At 42.1% G+C, this 19,711-nt stretch carries 15 protein-coding genes; 9 read left to right on the top strand and 6 right to left on the bottom strand.

Translation table 11 applies throughout. The annotated features are described in order from the left end of the window. Positions 1-57: 57 nt before the first annotated feature. From DK188_RS03500 to DK188_RS03490, 3 genes are all read right to left on the bottom strand, one after another. On the bottom strand, positions 58-1,629 hold the full coding sequence (locus tag DK188_RS03500; RefSeq protein WP_111669811.1) for a SusD/RagB family nutrient-binding outer membrane lipoprotein: 1,572 nt from the start codon (positions 1,627-1,629) through the stop codon (positions 58-60). 30 nt (positions 1,630-1,659) lie between these two features. Next, the gene (locus tag DK188_RS03495; protein WP_111669421.1) at positions 1,660-4,785 is read right to left on the bottom strand and encodes a SusC/RagA family TonB-linked outer membrane protein; all 3,126 of its coding nucleotides are present in this window, start codon (positions 4,783-4,785) and stop codon (positions 1,660-1,662) included. Between the two features lie 553 nt (positions 4,786-5,338). Beyond that, entirely contained in the window at positions 5,339-7,501 is a 2,163-nt protein-coding gene (locus DK188_RS03490) for a glutamine synthetase III family protein (RefSeq protein ID WP_111669420.1), read from the bottom strand. 233 nt (positions 7,502-7,734) lie between these two features. Between DK188_RS03490 and mtaB the strand changes: the two genes are divergently transcribed. The 8 genes from mtaB (at position 7,735) to DK188_RS03445 (ending at position 16,079) form a co-directional block, all read left to right on the top strand. Further along, complete coding sequence (gene mtaB, locus DK188_RS03485) at positions 7,735-9,054, top strand: tRNA (N(6)-L-threonylcarbamoyladenosine(37)-C(2))-methylthiotransferase MtaB (RefSeq protein WP_111669419.1); 1,320 nt, start codon at positions 7,735-7,737, stop codon at positions 9,052-9,054. Between the two features lie 50 nt (positions 9,055-9,104). After that, positions 9,105-9,335, top strand: a complete 231-nt coding sequence (locus DK188_RS03480) for a hypothetical protein (RefSeq protein ID WP_111669418.1) — start codon at positions 9,105-9,107, stop codon at positions 9,333-9,335. A 230-nt stretch (positions 9,336-9,565) separates the two neighbouring features. Next, positions 9,566-9,847, top strand: coding sequence for a GIY-YIG nuclease family protein (locus DK188_RS03475; RefSeq protein WP_111669417.1), 282 nt, complete (start codon positions 9,566-9,568; stop codon positions 9,845-9,847). A gap of 446 nt (positions 9,848-10,293) precedes the next feature. After that, positions 10,294-12,309, top strand: a complete 2,016-nt coding sequence (locus tag DK188_RS03470) for an alpha amylase C-terminal domain-containing protein (RefSeq protein WP_111669416.1) — start codon at positions 10,294-10,296, stop codon at positions 12,307-12,309. Between the two features lie 109 nt (positions 12,310-12,418). Further along, on the top strand, positions 12,419-13,174 hold the full coding sequence (locus tag DK188_RS03465) for a hypothetical protein (RefSeq protein WP_111669415.1): 756 nt from the start codon (positions 12,419-12,421) through the stop codon (positions 13,172-13,174). Between the two features lie 172 nt (positions 13,175-13,346). Then, the gene (locus DK188_RS03460) at positions 13,347-13,952 is read left to right on the top strand and encodes a hypothetical protein (protein ID WP_157963157.1); all 606 of its coding nucleotides are present in this window, start codon (positions 13,347-13,349) and stop codon (positions 13,950-13,952) included. Positions 13,953-14,008: 56 nt separating this feature from the next. After that, positions 14,009-14,929 carry a carboxypeptidase-like regulatory domain-containing protein gene (locus tag DK188_RS03455; protein ID WP_111669413.1) on the top strand — a complete coding sequence of 307 codons (921 nt, stop codon included), beginning with the start codon at positions 14,009-14,011 and terminating at the stop codon, positions 14,927-14,929. Between the two features lie 631 nt (positions 14,930-15,560). Next, a complete protein-coding gene (locus DK188_RS03445; RefSeq protein WP_111669411.1) occupies positions 15,561-16,079 on the top strand; it encodes a hypothetical protein in 519 nt (172 codons plus the stop codon). A gap of 170 nt (positions 16,080-16,249) precedes the next feature. Here the strand turns inward: DK188_RS03445 and DK188_RS03440 are convergent, their stop codons facing one another. The 3 genes from DK188_RS03440 to DK188_RS03430 all read right to left on the bottom strand — a co-directional run bounded on the left by DK188_RS03440 (position 16,250) and on the right by DK188_RS03430 (position 18,844). Further along, positions 16,250-17,098 (bottom strand): carboxypeptidase-like regulatory domain-containing protein, encoded by an 849-nt coding sequence (locus DK188_RS03440; RefSeq protein ID WP_111669410.1) that lies wholly within the window; start codon positions 17,096-17,098, stop codon positions 16,250-16,252. Positions 17,099-17,180: 82 nt separating this feature from the next. Then, the gene (locus tag DK188_RS03435) at positions 17,181-17,843 is read right to left on the bottom strand and encodes a hypothetical protein (RefSeq protein WP_111669409.1); all 663 of its coding nucleotides are present in this window, start codon (positions 17,841-17,843) and stop codon (positions 17,181-17,183) included. A gap of 134 nt (positions 17,844-17,977) precedes the next feature. Continuing rightward, positions 17,978-18,844, bottom strand: a complete 867-nt coding sequence (locus DK188_RS03430) for a LytR/AlgR family response regulator transcription factor (protein WP_157963156.1) — start codon at positions 18,842-18,844, stop codon at positions 17,978-17,980. A gap of 184 nt (positions 18,845-19,028) precedes the next feature. On the opposite strand from DK188_RS03430, the gene DK188_RS03425 reads away from it, so the two are divergent. Then, positions 19,029-19,643: a hypothetical protein gene (locus tag DK188_RS03425; RefSeq protein ID WP_111669407.1), complete on the top strand. Its 615-nt coding sequence runs from the start codon at positions 19,029-19,031 to the stop codon at positions 19,641-19,643. Positions 19,644-19,711 lie beyond the last annotated feature (68 nt).

Below are 19,711 nucleotides of genomic sequence, written 5' to 3'. Positions count from 1 at the left end.
AAACAGCCGCTTTGACCTAGATCAAAACGGCTGTTAAGGTATCAAATTAACGAAAGATTAATTTCCTCCGTCCCACCACATTTTAGTAGCGAATAGATCACCACCCATTCGTGCAGTTGCGGCCTGATAATTTTCAGGGTTTGAGCCGATTTCATTTTCCCAATATCTCAATCTTCTTGGGATGAAATTGCCTTCAAAAGCATTCGGATCCTGAGTAGGAGTCAAAGCAGGATAGCCTGTTCTTCTCCAGTTTGCCCAAGACTCAATGTCATTGAGGTAAGTGGCTGCCCAGTATTCCTCACCGATCAGACGAAGTTTATCTTCAGTAGATGCCGCTCCAAAACCTCTTCCGGCGATATAAGCCTGAACTTGCTCTGGGGTTCTTGCAAATGAAGCATCAAATAATGTCCATGAGTTAATTGCAGCAGCTACACCTTTGTTGAAGTGCTCAGTAGCATCAGAGGAGATCCAGCCTTTCAACGCTGCCTCAGCCTTCATCAACTCCACTTCAGCGTAAGAAATCAGGTAGTACGGATCTTCCCAATCCAAATATTTCAGATTGAGCATGGAGTAGATTCTATTTCCGTTCGCATTGTATGCCGCTAAGTCCTCTGGAGACAATAGTGGTCTCAATGTGGTAGAAGTGTAGCCATTTGGCATTCCTCTCAGTGCATCGACATCAGAAACCCAAGTGCTTGGATCTTCCGGATTGCCAATTGGTCCAGCTACAATGGTAAGTCTTGGATCATTGTTGGTCTTCATCCACTGGAAGAAGGTATCTGAAATTTTGCAGTCTCTGGAGTATTTGTTGTTACCCCAGTATCCGTCATTCAGACCGTTTCTGTTGATTCCCTGTGGTCCGGTGGCAAAAATAATAGTAGCCATATCATCGATAGATTCAAAGGCACCATTGCTACTTGCTTCCGCAAAGACAGCTCTCGCTTTAGCTTCGTCCACATTGCTCATTCTCATGGCGATTCTCATCAAAAGGGAGTTGGTGAATTTTCTCCATTTTGAGATGTCTCCTTCGTAGATGAAATCCTGCGCACCAAAACCTCTTGCAGACTCAGAAAACAAACTTCTAGCCTGAAGCAAGTCCGCGATCATGGCATTGTAAACCTCCTCTTGTGAATCGTATTTTGGAAACCAATATTCCGGTCCATCCAGACCTTTGCCTGCTTCAGAGTAAGGAATATCACCATAGATATCGGTCATTCTGTGAAGGTCAAATACCTTAAGAACCATAGAAGCTGCCCTAAAATTATCCATAGTCGGGTCTTCCTGCGTTCTTGTGATCACGTGCTGAAACAATCGTACCACACCGGTATAGTGGCTTTCCATGTAGGCACCGCTATACTGTGCATTGTACAGATACTTATCTCCACTGAAATAGCCAGCAGTGGAAGCAGTATGCTGAATCATCGTTGCTGCATAGAGCATTGGAACACGGGTATTTTCATATTCTCCGGCAATTCTCAAAGTGCCCAAAGAAAATAAATAGGCCATGTCTATATCTGTAGCAGCATTTTGGTCTACGTTGAGATCCAGCAAGGCGCTTTCATCACAAGAGGTGAAAAGCCCAAGCGAACCTGCTAGAAGAAGCGCTGCCAGTTTATTTGTAAATTTCATATTTCGCATGTTTTTGGTTTTTCCAATAGATTAGAAAGTAGCCGATAGGTTAAAGCCGAAACTTCTGTTGGTAGGCATACCAAAGAATTCCAAACCTTGAGAGTTTCCATCCACTGCATAAGCAGACTCAGGATCCACATTTGGAACATTCGACCACAATAGCGCCAAGTTTCTTCCTACAAAGGAAAGTGTAAGTGTCTGAATTGGAGTTTTGCTCAATAGGCTGTTAGAGAATGTATATCCAAGGTTTAATTCTCTCAACTTCCCGAAAGAGGCATCATATACCACATTCTCAGTAACTCTAGCGTAAGCAGCATAATACTGATCCAAGGTATAATTAGCCTGATTAGTCGGATCAGCACCGATAGTCCAGGTATTTGCCTCACCGTTTACGTCAACACCAGATACTGTAATTCCACCATTTCTGCCTACCAAAGTCTCTTGGTGCAAACCGTTGGTATAACCAAAGTAGTTGGTACCAGACATCATGCTACCGCCCTGTCTGAAATCGATCAAAGTGTACAATCTGAATCCTTTGTAGCTGAAGGTATTGCTGATACCACCTGAAATTGGGTGACGGCCTTCTGCGATAGTTTCAAGTCCAGCTGTAGTTACCGGGAATCCATTAGCATCGTATACTTTCTGACCATCGATCATCAAGTGCTTAAATCCAGCGATCATACCAAGTGGCTGACCCACGATATGTCTGATAGATTCACGCATCAATCGGCTATTTCCCAAGTTGATGAAATCAATAGGATCTCCGAAAGCATCCACACCTAGGCTAAGTACCTCAGAGATGTTATTTGCAAAATTGAAAGACACATCCCATCTGAAATCTCTGGAGATTGGAGTGACATTCACCAAAAGTTCAATACCCTTATTTCTCAACTCACCGATATTGACCGTAGTAGATCCAAAACCTGAAGTACTAGAAATACCTGTGTTCAAGATATCGTCATTGGTCAATCTGTTGTAGTAAGCCACATCGATTCCCAATCTGTTTTTGAAGAATCTCAAATCTGCACCGAATTCATATTCAGTAGAAGTATATGGTTTCAGTGTTGAGTTTGGAATAGCACCGTTGTTGATTTGACCGAGGTTACCGCCCAAGTGGCCATTTCCTACCAGTCCGTAAGTCAGGTTAAGCGCATAAGGATTTGGTGCTCCACCACCTGCTTGACCCCAAGAGCCACGCAATTTGGCAAACGTGATCAGCTCTGGAAGAGTAATCATATCGCTGATCACTGCACCCAAACTCACCGAAGGATAGAACAACTTGAAGTTTTCAGGAGAAAGTGTAGAAAACTGATCTTCTCTGGCAGTCATGTTCAAGAAAATCATGTTTTTGTACGCCAAGTTTGCAGAAGCGAAATACGAATTGATTCCATATTCGGAGAATCCGTAATCAATCGTAGGTGCAGCCACATTTCTTACACTATGGAAGAATGGAATAACCAAATCATTTCCTCCACCTCTTAGGCTTTCGGCAGTTCTTCTCATTCTGTTTCCACCCACAAATCCGTCCACTGCGAAATCGCCGAAGGTTTTGTTGAAGCCAATGAACAAGTCAGCATTATCTTCTCTGATTGTTCTTTCGGTTACGTTGTAATCACCTCTTGGCTTGTAAGCAGTTCCATAGGCTTCTGAACTGTCATCCACACGCGCCTGGAAATCCAGACCGATTCTACCTCGGACATACAACCAATCTGTGATGTCATATTGCAAGGATACATTACCCAAGATTCTGTTTGTCTCATCTTGTCTGAAAAACTGATATGCAGCCCAGTATGGATTGGTAGAGAAGGTATTTTGCTGATAGCGAAGTTCTGTCCCGTCAGGAAGTGCGCCTGGCTTGTTTGGATCACCTTTCATCACATCCAAAGGAATATGACCTGGTTTTACCAGCATAGAGAAGTTGGCATTACCTGGAGAGTCAGAGAGTCTAGGTCTGTTTTTTGCCATTTGGAAAGTGTATTGGCCGCTTACTCCTAGCGTGAACTTACCCAACTTGCTGTTTACATTGATATTAGCCACTCTTCTGTTAAACTCAGCATTTGGCATGATATCGTTGTTGGTCAGATCAGAAAATGAAAAACGATAGTTAGTGCTTTCGTTTCCTCCATCAAATGCGATCGAGTTTGTCAGCGTGTAAGCCGTCTCATAGAAATCAGAGAGTCCTTCTCCGGTGAAAGAATAAGGTCTGGCGACATTGTCAAACTGAACCACTGGAGATCCGTCATACATTGCACCCCAACCGTTGGTTGCATCTTCCATCGCTTCTGAAGAAGAGGAAGACACTCGGCCATCACGACCCGGGCCATAGGTTCTTTGCCAGTCAGTCTGATCCCAAACATTGTCAAACAGGATGCTTGAGTTGAATGAAACCCCTACACCTTTTCTGGATTTACCGCTTTTGGTGGTAATGAGAATAACGCCATTGGCTGCTCTAGCACCATAAAGTGCAGCAGCTGCGTTACCTTTCAAGACAGACATACTTTCAATATCATCCGGAGAGATTGAGGCAAGACCGTCACCTGAGTCATTTCCACCCCACATCCCTGCATTTCCTAGGTTTCCTGATTCGATAGGAATACCGTTGACTACATAGAGTGGTTGGTCATTACCTGTCAGTGAAGATCCACCGCGGATTACCACACGGGTGGACCCGGCAGCACCTGTGGCAGGCGGAGTGACGTTCACACCGGCTACTTTTCCGGAAAGCGCATTACCTGCGTTGATCGCACGAGCCTCTGTAAATCTGTCTCCACCCAGTTGGGTAACAGAATAACCCAAGGCCTTCTTTTCTCTTTCCAAACCAAAAGCTGTCACGACAACTTCTGATAGGTCACTAGCAGATTCATCCAAAACCACATTCAGTTCGGATTGATTGCCCACAGTGAATTCCTGGCTGGTAAAGCCAATGAATGAAAATACCAAAACTGATTGATCTGAAACGGAGATCGAATACATCCCATCCACATCCGTGGTGGTACCGGTTTGATTACTCTTGTCCAGGATTGTAACTCCTGGCATAGGAAGACCATCTGACGAAGCAGTGACCTTTCCTTTCAACACTCTCTGTTGACTTTGAGCTGCGGAATTGAATCCGAAAAGCAAAGCCAGAGAGAAAGCAATTGATAGAAACTTTCTCATAGGTGGCAATTAGTAGGTTAATATTAAATTGAGTGGGGTACCTGGACTACCAGGTGATTTTCTGGGATTTGAGTCATGTAATTGTTTTATCATAGATTTTTGGATTATGTGTTAAACAGCCGAAAACAACCAATCAGAAAGGCATAATTCATTGAATGAAAGCCAATTGAACATTTTACCCTAAGATTATTTCGATAAATCTAGAAAATTCAAAAGCATTTAAAAAATAATTATTAAAATTTTTTAACCAAAAGGTAATGCATTAAATGATTTTTTTTAAAAAGTAATTTATTTGTTGAACTATTTTTCAGTCCTCTCAAACACTTCCTTTACATTTTCCAAGGATCACTTGGAATAAGACAAAATATCTTTCTAAAATCAAATACTTCATTCATTAATATTTACTAAACTCCTAAAAAATCCAATTTGGCATTTGAGCTCAAATGCCAAATTGGATTTCCTCCAAGGACAGTGAACACATTTTAAAACTGAGAGTCCAAAACGAAAAAAGCCGACCAAATGGGTCGGCTTTCTATTACATTAGATTTAATACTTAGCGGATAAACAGCATCTCACGATACTTCACCAACGGCCAGCTTTCGTCATCTACCAAGAGTTCAAGCTTATCGACTGCATATCGGATTTTGTCGAAATAAGCTTCTTTCACTTCTTTCTGATATCCTTTAGCACGTTTCACCACGTTTTCCTCCTTGTTCAATCGCTTTCTAGCTTCGACCATAGCAGTCACATTAGATTTCACAGATTCGATATGCTTTGACACTTCTTTGATCGTCTCCACGGCTGCAGAATGATCCAAACCAAGACCTTTCAACCCGTTTGCATTTTCGATCAATTTATTCTGATAAAGGATCGCAGTAGGGATGATATGGTTCAGGGCAAGATCACCCATCACACGGCTTTCAATTTGTACTTTTTTGATAAAGTCCTCGAGCATAATCTCATGACGGGCATGTACTTCCACGTGGTTGAGGACATTATGACGCTCAAAAAGCTCTTTGGTCGCCTTCTTCTCATAGACATCCAAGGCCTCAGGAGTAGACTTGAGGTTTGAAAGCCCTCTCTTCTCAGCTTCTTTTGCCCACTCTTCAGAGTAGCCATCACCTTCGAATCGTACTTTCTTGGAATCCTTGATGTATTTTCTCAATACATTGACAATGGCAATTTTCTTCTCTTTGCCCGCATTCATTTCCTTCTCGATATCCTTTAGCATTTGCTTCAAGACATCAGCCACGATCACGTTCAATGTAGTCATCGGACCACCAACGTTAGCCTGAGAACCTACTGCACGGAATTCAAATTTGTTACCGGTGAAGGCGAAAGGTGAAGTTCTGTTTCGGTCGGTGTTGTCTAGGATGATTTCAGGAATCTTAGAGATGCCCAATTTCATATACATGTTGTCACCTTTCTCGATTTTAACGTTTCCGTTTTTCTCCAACTCATCCAACAACTCAGAAAGCGTAGCTCCCAAGAATACAGAGATGATCGCAGGAGGAGCTTCATTTGCTCCCAAACGGAAATCGTTACCTGCTGAAGCGATACTTGCACGAAGCAGGTCAGCATTGTCATAGACAGCCTTAACAGTGGCAACCAAGAAGGTCAGGAACTGTAGGTTTTCTCTAGCTGAATTGCTTGGCTGGAAAAGGTTCACTCCAGTATCGGTGATCAAAGACCAGTTGTTATGCTTTCCAGAACCATTGACTCCTGCAAATGGCTTCTCATGGAAAAGAACCTTGAGAGAGTGCTTGTCCGCCACTTTGTCCATCACATCCATCAAGAGCTGATTGTGATCTGTAGCTTTGTTGATTTCTTCGAAAATCGGCGCTACTTCAAACTGACCTGGAGCCACTTCGTTGTGACGGGTCATGACAGGAATTCCCAATTTCAAGGCTTCAATCTCAAATTCCATCATGAAGTCCTTTACACGGGTAGGAATAGATCCAAAATAATGATCCTCCAACTGCTGACCTCTGGCTGGGATATGTCCAAAGACGGATCTGCCGGCCATTACCAAGTCAGGACGTGCTGCAAACAGCGCCTTGTCGATTACAAAATATTCTTGCTCTACACCCAATGAAGGAGATACTTTTCTCACATTTCGGTCAAAAAGCTGGCAAATCGCCACAGAAGCCTCATTGATAGCTTCCATAGATTTTAATAATGGAGTCTTGTAATCCAACGCCTCTCCTGTGTAAGACACGAAGATGGTAGGGATGCAAAGCGTTTTTTCTAGAATGAAAATCGGAGAAGAAGGATCCCAAGCTGTATAGCCTCTGGCTTCAAACGTAGATCGGATGCCACCATTTGGAAAGGAAGAAGCATCAGGTTCCTGCTGAACCAGCGCAGAGCCTTTGAATTTCTCCATGCCAGCATACATATCAAAGAAGGAGTCATGCTTCTCAGCTGTAGAACCAGTCAATGGCTGAAACCAGTGTGTATAATGTGTGACACCTTTAGATATCGCCCATGTCTTGACAGCAGATGCGATTTCTTCGGCAGTGGCCGGATCGATTTTGGATCCTTTGTCTATTGCCTCCATTACTTTTTTGAAAATAGATGGGGCCAAAGACTGCTTCATTTGGCTGGTACCAAAAACATTGGTGCCGAAGAAGTCTGAAATTTTGGAAGCAGGCGGGATAACAGGGACGCGCTGTCTGGACTGCACCATCGCCAAGGCTTGTTGTCTGAGTGTTGCCATTTCTACAATATGTGGTTTAAGATTACACCCACAAAAATAGAAAAATACTAACGTGAAAAAGCTTTTGGCTAATTTTTGGAGTCATTTTCTGAAAAATTTCCACTTTTTTCAATAAAACATGGTGAATTAAGAGCCAAATGCTCAAAAAAAGTGTGTTTTATGTCCAAAAATTGGAGAATTGAAAAAAGATCGGGAATACTTACCTTTGCAGCTGATCAAAAAATTGGAATAAAGTGAAAAAAGTCGCCTTTTATACCCTGGGTTGTAAGCTCAACTTCTCCGAAACGTCTACAATAGGCAGACAATTCGAGGAAAAGGGCTATTTGAAAGTCGACTTTCAGGAAAATCCCGACATTTTCATCATCAACACTTGCTCGGTCACCGAGAATGCAGACAAGAAGTGTAAAAAGATCGTCAAAGAGGCCAAAAAGATATCTCCCGATTCCTATGTAGCCATTATCGGCTGCTATGCCCAACTTAAACCAACCGAAATCTCAGAAATCGAAGGCGTAGATGCCGTGTTGGGTGCAGCGGAGAAGTTTCGCTTGATTGAGCTCTTGGATGGCTTCGCCAAAGTGCAGGAAACCAAAGTCCTAGCTTCTGAAATCACCGAAGCAACAATCTTTAATAATGCCTTTTCTATAAATGACCGAACACGAACTTTTCTGAAAGTTCAGGATGGTTGCAATTACGGCTGTGCATTTTGCACCATTCCATTAGCTCGGGGAAAAAGCCGAAGCAATACCATAGCGTCGGTTTTGGCTTCAGCCAGAGAAATCGCCGCCACAGATGTCAAAGAAGTCGTCCTTACGGGAGTCAATATCGGCGATTTTGGGATCGTGGAAGGCAAGCGAAATGAGCGTTTTGCGGATTTGGTCTATGCATTGGACGAAGTAGAAGGAATCGACCGATTCCGGATCTCCTCCATCGAACCCAACCTCTTGACCAATGAAATCATTGAGTTTGCGTCAGGCTCCAAGCGTTTTGTACCCCATTTTCACATCCCGCTTCAGTCTGGTTCAAATACCATCCTGAGAAAAATGGGTCGCCGCTACCTCCGCGAACTCTATGTAGATCGGGTGAGCAAAATAAAAACGCTCATGCCTCAAGCCTGCATCGGCGTGGATGTGATTGTTGGCTTTCCCGGAGAAACGGACGAGCTATTTCTGGAAACCTACAACTTCCTCAACGAGCTGGACATCTCCTACCTCCATGTCTTCACTTACTCTGAGCGCGCAAATACCCGCGCTGTAGAAATGGAGGGTGTCGTGCCAATGAAGAAGCGTAATGAGCGCTCCAAGATGCTTCGCATTCTTTCGGAGAAAAAGCGGAGAAAGTTTTATACCGAAAATTTGGGTAAGACATTCACCGTACTTTTTGAAGAGGATGTAGAAGATGGCAAAATCCACGGGTTCACGGAGAACTACATCCGAGTTGCTGCCAAATACGATCCCATGCTAGTCAACGAACTCAAACTTGTGACCTTGGATCAAATCAATGCTGCTGGAAATGTCGAGGTGAGGGAACCGGAGCTGGTGTATGAGAGGCATTGACTATGAACATTTTATGATTATTTTAGTAAACTCATCCTAGTTTCAAAAATATGAAAGACACTGTTAAGAATCCATTTACAAACCTTCAATTAGAATTATTGAAGATTTTTTCTCATGACCTTTCTGAAAAAGAACTAAAAGAAATAAAAGCTCTTTTGCAGGATTATTTTTCTAAAAAGGCTATCAAAGAAGCGGATGAGGTTTGGGAAAAGGAAAGTTGGAGTAAAGAAAAAATTGAATCTATTCTAAATGATTCAGAAAGAACTCCATATGGCAAATGAAGATTTTAATTGACACAAATGTTTTACTGGTCAGTATATCCAGCTGATATTCCACCTCGACTTCGCTCGGTGTCCGGTTTTTTTGAGGTTTAGGAAATGAGAAGAGAGCGGCTTCGCCGCTCTCTTCTCATTTCCTCCCAAAAGCCCAATTCATCGGTGGCCAAGCGAAGTCGAGGCCATTATTTAACAGTTTAGATTTTAAAAAATCATAGAACGACTATTTTTAAAACATGGAAGCATTCATGTATATCCTTCGATGTGGAAATGGTCTCTATTATGTAGGTAGCACAACTAACCTGGAAAAAAGATTAGAACAGCATCAATTGGGTGAAGGAGCAAATTTCACTAAAAAGCACTTACCCGTGTCACTCGTGTATTTCGAGAGTTTTGATAGAATTGATGAGGCTTTTGAGAGAGAAAAACAGGTTCAGAATTGGTCAAGAGCTAAAAAAGAGGCTTTGATTAGCAGAAACTTTAAAGCTTTAAAAGAATTGAGTAAAGGTAAAACCTAGGTTCTACTCACCTCGACTTGGTTCGACCAGCTCACAAACCGTCTTTAGGTGACAGCCACATTTTTAATCAGTTTGAGGAGGGGAAAGAAAGCGGCTGCGCCGCTTTCTTTCCCCTCCTCAAACACTCAACCAAAGTCACGGTGGCCGAGCGGAGTCGAGGCCATAATCGTCCTTGGGGAATAAGTTTAAATCATTTCCCCTAATTAAATTTTTGAAAAGACGTCTAGCCCCTTCCTTTCCACCCAAATTTTTCTAATTTCATACGACTGTAAATTATTGTTCAAGGCAGTATGGAATCTCGCAAAACTTTTATCCTTTCTAAAGTTGACTTTGAGTCACGCTTGATTTCATCCTAGGCATAACTTACTTTTTTTGAAATCGAACATGAAGTATCCGTTACACATTGGGACTGGCTATCTGGCGATTTAAAAAACGAATAAGAACGGATGAAAGAATTAAAAAAATTACCTCTGGTAGCTGACGAACCCTGGCTGGAACCCTTTGAGTCCAAGATCGAAAAGCGATTCCAAAACTACCAAAACGCCATCCGGGCGATCAACGACTTCTCCGGAAGCATTTTGGAGTTTGCCAGGATGCATGAATTTTACGGTGTGCACTTCGACAAACTCCGAAACGGTTGGGTTTATCGGGAATGGGCTCCCGCTGCAAAAGCACTTTTTCTGATGGGCGACTTCAACTGGTGGGACCGCAATTCCCATCCTTTGCGCAGCAGCTCGAGAGGCAACTGGGAGATTTTTCTGCCCTATGAAGAATACAAGCACACCTTTACTCATCAAAGCAAGATCAAAGTGCGGGTCATCGGTGCCAATGACATTTCCCTCGACCGTATTCCCGCTTACATCCGACGGGTAGTGCAGGACGAGGAAACGCATGACTTCTCTGGTCAACTCTGGTTTGAATCGGAGCCTTATGAATGGACCGACCAGAACTTTTCCCTCGAGGAATCCACCAAGATGCCCCTGATCTATGAAGCTCACGTGGGGATGGCTTTGGAAGAAGCCAAAGTCGGTACTTATAAGGAGTTTGAAGACCAAATTCTCCCTCGCATCAAAGCTGGAGGATACAATGCCATCCAACTCATGGCGGTGATGGAGCATCCGTATTACGGTTCCTTTGGATACCACGTCTCCAATTTCTTTGCGGCATCCTCACGATTTGGAACACCGGAAGATCTCAAGTCGCTGATCAACACCGCGCATGGCATGGGTATCGCCGTGGTCATGGACATCGTGCATTCCCACGCCGTCAAAAATGTGAATGAAGGCCTCAACGAGTTTGATGGTACAGACCATCAATACTTCCACCCAGGTCCAAAAGGCTATCACGAGGGCTGGGATTCCAAACTTTTCGATTATGGCAAGTGGGAAGTGCAGCAGTTTCTCCTGTCCAATATCCGCTACTGGATGGAGGAGTTTCACTTCGACGGATTCCGATTTGATGGGGCGACTTCGATTATTTATGCCCACCATGGACTGGTTTCCTTTGATTCGGTGGACAAATACTTCGACGAAGGAGTGGACGAGGAGGCTTTATTGTATCTACAGCTTGCCAATACGCTGATCCATTCGCTTAATCCCAAGGCGATCTCCATTGCTGAGGAAGTGAGTGGAATGCCGGGACTTTGTCGAAAGCTAGAAGATGGAGGCATAGGCTTCGACTTCCGACTGGCAATGGGGATTCCGGACTATTGGATCAAAACGCTGAAGCACAAGCTGGACGAGCAGTGGGACCTCTTCGAGCTCTGGCACGAACTCACCAACCGACCCAAACTGGAAAAATCCATCGCCTATGCCGAGAGCCACGATCAGGCGCTGGTCGGGGACAAAAGCATCGCATTCTGGCTCATGGACAAGGAAATGTACTTCTCCATGACCGTGCTGGAGCAAAATCTGGTGGTAGACCGCGGAATCGCCCTGCACAAGATGATCCGCATGATCACGCTTTCCCTGGGTGGAGAAGGCTACCTGAACTTTATCGGCAATGAATTCGGGCATCCCGAGTGGGTGGACTTCCCACGAATGGGCAATGACTGGAGCTACCAATACGCTCGTCGGCAGTGGTCGCTGGTAGATGATCCCCTACTCCGCTATCAGCAACTGGATAAGTGGGACAAAGTCATGATCCAACTCGCCAAAGACTACCAACTCCTTGCCTCAGCCCCAGGAGTTCAACTTCATCTGGATCCGGATAAGAAGATTCTTGCTTACGAGCGGGGCGGATTGATTTTCGTTTTTTCCTTCCATCCTACCGAGTCCTATTTCGGTTTCCCGATCCGTGTACCGCAGGCAGGCAACTACCAAATTCTGCTCAACTCCGATGAAAAAATCTACGGCGGATTCGAGCGCTTGGACAAGACTATCACTTACCCTACCGACAAAGCCCAACAGGTACTATTGTATGTGCCAAATCGGGTGGTGATGGTGATGGAGAGGAAGAAATAAAGGACATTACTACTCAAATACTTGACCAAAACCACAATATTGAATAGTTAAAAAAGAAACAACAAACTATAAGGACTAGTTGTTAATAATATATTAATTTTTACACAAAGTGACCAAGTTTGAGGAAATACATCTATTTCAAAAATTCCAAGAAAATTATAAAAATATGCCTCTCGGCAAAGTTTTATATGATGATAAACCTGACGTAACTTTTACAACATCAAATGGAGAAATTATCGGAATTGAACTTACTGAATGTATATATGATGAAATCTTAATGAAAGAAAGTGAATACCAAATTAAGTTTAATGAAAAAGTAATCGAGAAACTTGAACCCAAAATATCTTTTAAATTTTATTTGGATATTATATTGGACACCAAAAACCCATTAAGACAAAATCAAATTGAATCAACAATTAATGATATAATTGAAGTTTGTATAGAGGAATTTGGAGACTTAAACCAATATGAATCAAAATGTTTAGCGCAACTAGATGTGGATTGGAATAAAGCTCCTCTTCACATTCAACAACAATTTCTTGAAAGAGGGTATCGAAAACTCCCAAAAAGTGTTTTAAGTATTCAAATGAGTAGATTTGATATTCTTGAAAAATCCAGACATTCAGAATCAAAGGGTGGAGTAATTCCAGATTTCACCGACTACAATCTAAGCTCCATTTTATTGAAAAAAGATAAAGCATTGAAGAATTATAAGATTTGCGATCAATACTGGCTGTTAATTGGCGAAGGTGCAGATTTTTACAGCTACATAAACCAAGTTAGGATTAAGAAAAAATTCGAAACAAAATTTGACAAAGTATTTATCTACAGAAGATGGCATTCAGAAGTGATTGTCATTAAATAATGTTAGTACGCGAAATTTTGCCAATTGACAACCCCCCACCTAAACGTAGTCTACTTCTTTTAGTCTTGAAGTTCTTTTGACGCAGGGTGTAATTTGCAATCACCCCCTACTATCCTTCCAAATTTACAATTAGATCCAATAGACACCCAATCACTTAATTTTCTTTAAAATATTGAAAAAGTTACTGTTTATTATTCTTAATTTATTTTTTTGGTCTATGCCTTCATGGGCGCAAAAAGACAATCAATTTGAGTTTAAACCAGTCGAGTTTGATAGTCTTATTCATACAAAAATTTATCGAATTCAAATAGAGGATTATCAAAGCCTTGAACTCATAGAGTTCGAAAATGGAGAATTTGATGGGCTTTTAACCAATATGATTCTGAAAGTAGAAAGGAATAAAACTCGCTCAAGATTATTGATTCAACAAATAAAAATTCCAAGTTCTACCGTAAAAAGGTTAATTATTGAATTAAAGGAAAAGGATTTTGAAAACATTCCAGATTGTGAAGAGATTTCAGATTGTATAAGAGGGTTTGATGGAACCACAATATCATTTTCAATAGATAAACGGGATTTTAAACGAGAATATTCCTATTGGGAACCAGAATCGGAATATTATTATAAAGACAAGCTCATTCCTGAGATTGTAAAGGTTAGGGAAATACTGGATGCAGTGAATAGGGAATTTGATCTTTGGGAAACCTTTAAGAATTTTCGAGGAAGATTACCAATTGGAAAATACACCTATGGTATGATAGTAATGGAAGTTAAGTAAATAAGCGTTTGAAATTCACTCCTTTCGAATTTGTAATTCGATCCTTAAAATGCCTCATGAATAGAAAACTACTCTTTCTTTTTTTCTTTTTCTCTGCATCCTATTGTCAAGCACAATTCAGGGTAAAGGGGAAAATTATAGATCAATTTGATAAACAGGGGGTTCCAGGGGCAAAGATTCTAGAACATGGAACTGAAAATGGAACAATAGCTGATTTGGATGGCAATTTCCAATTATCTGTTAGCCATCCAAATGCTATTCTGGAAGTTTCATTTGTCGGCTATAGCATAAAGAAGGTTTCTATAAAAAGCGAAGATTTCCTTACGATTACTTTGAAGTCGGACTGCAATAGAGATTTCTTTGACGCCCAGAGTATTGGAGTATATGCCTTAAGTGGAGTCCTGAATAATCCAATCGGCGGACAAATTGACTTTGCATTTCCCACTTTTAGCAAGGGAACTCTTACTGCTGGATTTTCTCTTCAATCTGATCTTCGGGACAACAATTTTTTTACTGCGAAAGCTGAATACAAACATTTTATTTTTAACTGTGATTTTGACCTTGATCTAAACTTCTACCATGGCAGAATTAATTATACCGAATTCAGATCAGTTATCAGTTCTTTGGAAACCAATTTTAACTATGGGAATCTCAGATTGATTGGAGGCTATAGCAGAATGAATTTTGATGAAAGAAATTCAATGGCTGGTCAGACTTTCTCAGCGCCGGTTGTAGGGATTGGAACTTGGATAAACACGCCGAAGATTCGAACTTTAGTTACTGGAAAAGTGGCTCTGTTCAAAAATAGACCAGAAATAAATACCCGCGCCACATTTATCACCAAGTATGCTGATCTCTTTCTAAACTATTACGATTTGGGCACTTTTTCAGAATTTACTATCGGAATTGGGAAACAATTTGGATACCGATTAAAATCACAAAAGAAAAATCAAGTTGCTTCAGTAGGCAAGATTTGATAGGATTAAAATCGGAAAGAAGCTTTAATACATTACGAGGATTATTTTATGATCAAAACTTCAAATAATTTTTTCATTTTCTTGATGATAAGCCTGAACTTCTTGCTGGCTCTATCTCAGCTTACGGTTTACTTGACCAACTATCCAAACGAATTTATTCATCCAAAATCCCATCAACTTTTTTACTTATCAAATTCCAAAGAATTCACTCCAGAACTTTCGCTAGGATTTGGAGGATCCTTCCTACTTATAACAGTCATTTTTTTAGTAATAAAGTCAGAAGGAACCAAAGACATTGTATCAAAAAAGTATCAGATCGCGTTTTTACATATATTAATGGGTGGATTGATGGCCTATATTAACTACTTCCCGATTGCAACTTTCTTTTTACTACTCTTGACAATCCTATTTTGCCTATTTGTAAAACCTGAAGAACATAAATAGAAAAAAACCTGACGCTGGGTGTAATTCGCAAGTACACCCTCTTATCCTTTTGAATTTGTAATTCGGTTCATTTTCAATGGGAAACCCTTATCCATAAAAATTTTTAAAGTTTTTTTTAGTTCCTTTTGAAAACTAATTCAGATTTTTAAATACTTTAGCTGCGTAACCTATAAACAAATTTTAAAAAATGAAAAAATTTAGTTTAGTATTATTGCTTTTAGTTAATTGTTTCAGTTTGTATGCCAAAGATATTTTGGTATTGAAAGACGGAACCAAAGTCAAAGGCGAACTTATCAGCGTCAGCCAAGGAGAACTCGTATTCCAGAAAACAAAAGGTATTCAAAGTGAAATTAAGCTATCTCCTGAGGAAGTCGAATTTGTCAAGGTAGCAAATGTGGAGAAGCTAAAAGAACTCCAAGAATCGATGTACCTACAGGGCATCGCTGACGCTCAAATACACCACAAGAGGTTTGGAGGAAACTTTTGTGCTGGATTTTTCGGAGGTGCGATCGGATTCATTATCGTAGCGGTAACTGATGCGAAAGAACCAAACCTCGCCATTGTGGGAGAAGAAAAATACAAGAACCTAGAGTATAGAGAAGGGTACAACAAAAAAGCAAAGGGTAAAAACCTCGGAGCAGCAGGTGCTGGCTGGGCAGCTGGCTTTGTCCTCCTATTGATTCTCATAGGTGCTTCCAATAGCTAATTGACTATATACTAAACAGGCTGTCAGCATATGTTGACAGCCTTTTCTTTCAATCTCAAAAACTATTTTTTGCTGTTATCGAGTAATGCTCAATTTTTACACCCTCTCCGCGAAGTTTCATCTCACCCTGAGCGTAGTGGAAGGGTCATGATCCAACCTCATATGTAAGCCTAATCCTCCCTCTCCACAACCAGCACCATCGAGGACGACATATTGGGAAAGACTTTCCAGGTATTTTGCGCTCCATATTTGTAATAGTGGGTTTGAAATACTGCCGGCATGGAAATATTCAGCCCAAAGGCATTCCCACGATTGCTGGCCCCTACCCACTCGATACTGGCCACGATGCTGCCGCTAAGCACCAGATTTTCATCTTCCAAGTCAAACGTCACCCAGCCACTTTTATGGCCCACCACTTCTCTCAGAATCGGTTTTGGGTTTAGCACTTTGGAAGGTTTGCCGGATTCGAGTTCGTAGAAATTCACCCGGATCATCAGCGAATCAAAATTGTTGAATGCCACAAAAAATTTTAGACTTGAGACATAGTTTGGCCCATCGCCCAATCGGAACTTTCGGCCGATTTCCGCACCCAGATTCATTCCGGGCTGGGAACTGATCGCCAAATTGGTCTTCATGGCAGTTTTTTCATCCTCGTTTCCGTACGTTTTGGTCTGTAAGGCGCCTGATTTAACCACCGCCTCCTGCAGTTGAATGAGGTTTTCCTTCAGTTGGAAATGCAGGGGTTCCTCAAAACTTTCCTCGGTAAGCTTTACCTCCATAGGCTCAAAACCCATACAGGAAATTCGCAGCGGAATGCTCTGATCCGGCATTTCGCTCAGGTAAAGTGCAAACTCACCCTCCACCGTCGACACCGTACCTATAGAAGTCCCTACGAAGCCGACATTCACAAATGGAATCGGGCGATCCTGTTCGTCAGTTACCTTGCCACGGATCAGGTATTCTGCCTGAACGAGGAATGGTAGTAAAATTAAGCAGCAGGTAGGAAGGAATTTTTGCATGATTGCGGGATTTTGGTTGCTGAAAAGCTAGAGCTAAAATTGGCTAAAAGCTTTGCTGATGAATTCAGCGGATGGAAGCGACTTAGGAATGGATTTTCAGTTTCTTCTTCCAGTCTCTGGAGGCTTTGGCAATCAGAAATGAACCTACCAAAGTCGGCGCAAGCCATACCACCCAACCCGGATTGATGGTCACATTCGTCACCAAAAAGGCGGTCAAGGTAGCGATATACGCTCCTCCGATCATCCCGATGTGCTTGATCAGCCAAGTCTTGTCATTGGGTTGAAATATCCGGCTATGCAAGATCTTGCTCAGGTCCCGAAGCGCAGAGATCAACAGAATAAGTCCAAAAACTCCCATCACGGAGACATAGAAAGTCCCAGTCTCCAGCATGGTGTAAATGGGCTGAATCACCATTCCTGCAGACACGATCAAGGCAATGCTGATCGGCAAGAGATCTTTCCAACCTGTAGCATAGGCTTCTTTGAGCCGAAAGTAAAAGATCGAGCGCTGACCGGTATAGGTCAGATAGAGCGTAAAAACACCAACGGTGAAAAGGAAAGGATTGGGTTTGAGTCCGGTCATCAGGATCGCAGAAAGCCCGACGACATACATCAGGTACACGTACCACTTTCCTGATTTTAGATGATTCTTTTGGCCTTTGGCAGCGCTCATGGCCATCGCTCCAGTGAGTAATGCCAAAAAGCCCGAGATGATGTGAAGGATAAGTAAGGATTGGTAAAGCATAAGTCTTGTCGTTTTTTTGTCAAACTTATGCGCCCTCTCAATCAGTTAAAAATAGCTGGGATACATGGAAAGGTTTTGGGATAAATAGCTCGAATTGGGCTAAAATGCACGATTTCTGGGCTAAGGAACACGATTTATTCCAGCAGATTTTTGATTTTGGCCACCATATTCCGCGAAACGGGGATCTCATTTTGACTATGTTTCAGCCTAAGTTGCAGGCCTTGGGCATTGCCACGGAAGCTTTCCAAATAATCCAAATTGACCAAAAACGCCCGATGGCAACGGATCAGCCTAGGATAGCCTTCCAGGTCATTTTCCAGTCTTCCAAGAGTACTTCTCACCAGCGATTTTTGGAGTTTGCCTTCGAGCAAATGATAGACGGCCACATAATTATCGGCAGTCTCCGCATACACCAAATCCGCTGCGTAGATCTCCAAGTCATCTTTTTTGAGTTCAGAATGGATTTGGATTTTAGCATCTGAGGGTGGATTTGTGATTTCCTTTGCTTTGGAAATACTACCTGAAAGATCGCTTGCGGATCGGGTATTTGCCCGAAGCAAATGGGTGTATTTGAGCATCATGAAAAAGATGATGGGAAAAAACCCGACGCCCAAGGTATACAATTGGAAGTAAAGGAATCCCCTGAGCGTAAGCCCGATGGAAAACATGTAATCGGAATAGAGTGTGTTGAATACGCCGATGAGGAAAAAGTTAAACAGCGTAATGAGGAGTTCCCTTCCAAAGACCCAGTGATTCTCCTGAAAATATCCCGGGAAAAGTTTGCGCATAGAAACTGTCCCCAAAGCAATCGTAGCGAAAGTGATCAGTCCATACGAAGCCGTCACTTTCAACAGGCCGTCCAGCGACTCAGCTCCTAGCCCGAAAGGCTGGAAAAAAGACAAAAACAGGAAGACAAAAACTGCTACCAAGGCCCCAAACCAAGTCATCTTTCGGATCGAATTTAAAGGATAGGGTTCTTTGAGCAATTGGATCACCCACATAGAAAAAACGTCATTTAGTACGTTCGAAATATACCCAAAAGAGTGGAATGAGAACTTCCAAATCTGAACCAAGTGAAAGTGACCTTGCATTTTTACCTTTAAGAAAAAAACCAACCGTTTTTCAAGTCTTTGTCATTCAAAATTCGAAAACGGGAATTACCTTGAGTGATTTAAATCCATCCTGTTGAATCGACTCCTTTCCCTTTTTCATCAACCGATCCGAAACTACCGAAAATGGGACTTTCTGATCTTTACCTGCATCACGGCAGCCTCGATTGTCCAAGGTCAGAGCACCGTTTTCTACATTCTGTATTTCTTTTGGTGGAATGAGCTCATTCGGATCCTCGTGGACCGAATTGCTGTAAAGTTTAATCCCAATGCACAAGTGACTGAAAACGGGGGAATAGGCTCCTCGCTTTTCCTGATGGGAATTTATTGGGTTTTTCTCGTGGTGTTTTTTGCACTGATAGCCACTTGGGACGATCAGGAGCTATCTTTTGTCAATCTGGAGATTCTGACGTTCCAGAACTGGTTTTTCAATGCCAACCTGATCTTTGTTCTGCTGGAGCGGATCTACCTGCATCAGCGGCAAGCCCCACTTTCGGTCAGTTTTGGGGGATTTACGCTGAATATGATTGTGATTCATATTTCCATTATCCTGGGAGGCATTTTGATGTTTTTTGTGGTGAAAAACTATCCCGGCATTTTCACTCCTGAAAATCGCTGGGGGTCCTTGCTGATTATTTCTCCTTTTCTGGCGATCCGGATGGGAGTAGATTGGTTTTCAAGTTCGAAGTAAAGCCGATTAATTTTTCTTTTCGGGGTCTTTTGGCGTCATTCGTATTGGATCAACTGAAATCATCCCTT

It is taken from the genome of Algoriphagus litoralis, assembly GCF_003259255.1.
Taxonomy (GTDB): domain Bacteria; phylum Bacteroidota; class Bacteroidia; order Cytophagales; family Cyclobacteriaceae; genus Algoriphagus; species Algoriphagus litoralis.
This window is presented reverse-complemented; position numbering and strand designations above follow the sequence as displayed.